Annotated in this window: 1 protein-coding gene; it reads left to right on the forward strand. The window is 68.7% G+C overall.

Annotated elements, in window-relative coordinates; translation table 11 throughout:
• A partial coding sequence (gene nadE / locus INT12_RS30875; RefSeq protein ID WP_193059226.1) for an NAD(+) synthase occupies positions 1–453 on the forward strand: 453 nt, incomplete at its 5' end.
• Positions 454–655 lie beyond the last annotated feature (202 nt).

Raw genomic sequence — 655 nt, forward strand, 5'->3', positions numbered from 1 at the left:
CTGCTGACCACCGGCCACACGAGCGACTACGCGGTGGGCTACGCCACCATCTACGGCGACATGTGCGGCGGCTACGCGCCGCTGAAGGACCTGTACAAGACCGAGGTGTTCGGCCTGTCCAAGTGGCGCAACACGGTGGGCGGGGCGCCGGTGATTCCGCCGGCGGTGATCGCCCGGCCGCCGTCGGCCGAGCTGCGCGCCAACCCGACCGACCAGGATTCGCTGCCGGCTTACGACGTGCTGGACGGCATCCTGTACCGCTACGTGGACCAGGAGCAGTCGCGCGAGGAGATCGTGGGGGCAGGGTATGCCGCCGACGTGGTGGACCGCGTGCTGCGCCTGGTGCGCACCAGCGAGTGGAAGCGCCACCAGGCCGCACCCGGCCCGAAGGTCTCGCGCCGCGCGTTCGGCCGCGAACGCCGCTACCCGATCAGCAACGGCTACAAAGGCTGAACGAACGGGCACGTGACCGGGCGCGGCAAGCGCGCCCGATGGCTTCGTGGAAGCGGCGGAAATGGCCTGGAAATAGAGTGCATGGCCCTCTCCCAACGGGCCCTGCCGCATGTCCAATGTCATCAATACCCGAACCCAATCCTTCGTGCAGGCGCTGGCGTGCAAGCGCGACAACGCCTCGCTGTCGCCGAAGACGCTGAGG

The organism is Pseudomonas sp. K8 (assembly GCF_014889455.1).
Classification (GTDB): domain Bacteria; phylum Pseudomonadota; class Gammaproteobacteria; order Pseudomonadales; family Pseudomonadaceae; genus Aquipseudomonas; species Aquipseudomonas veronii.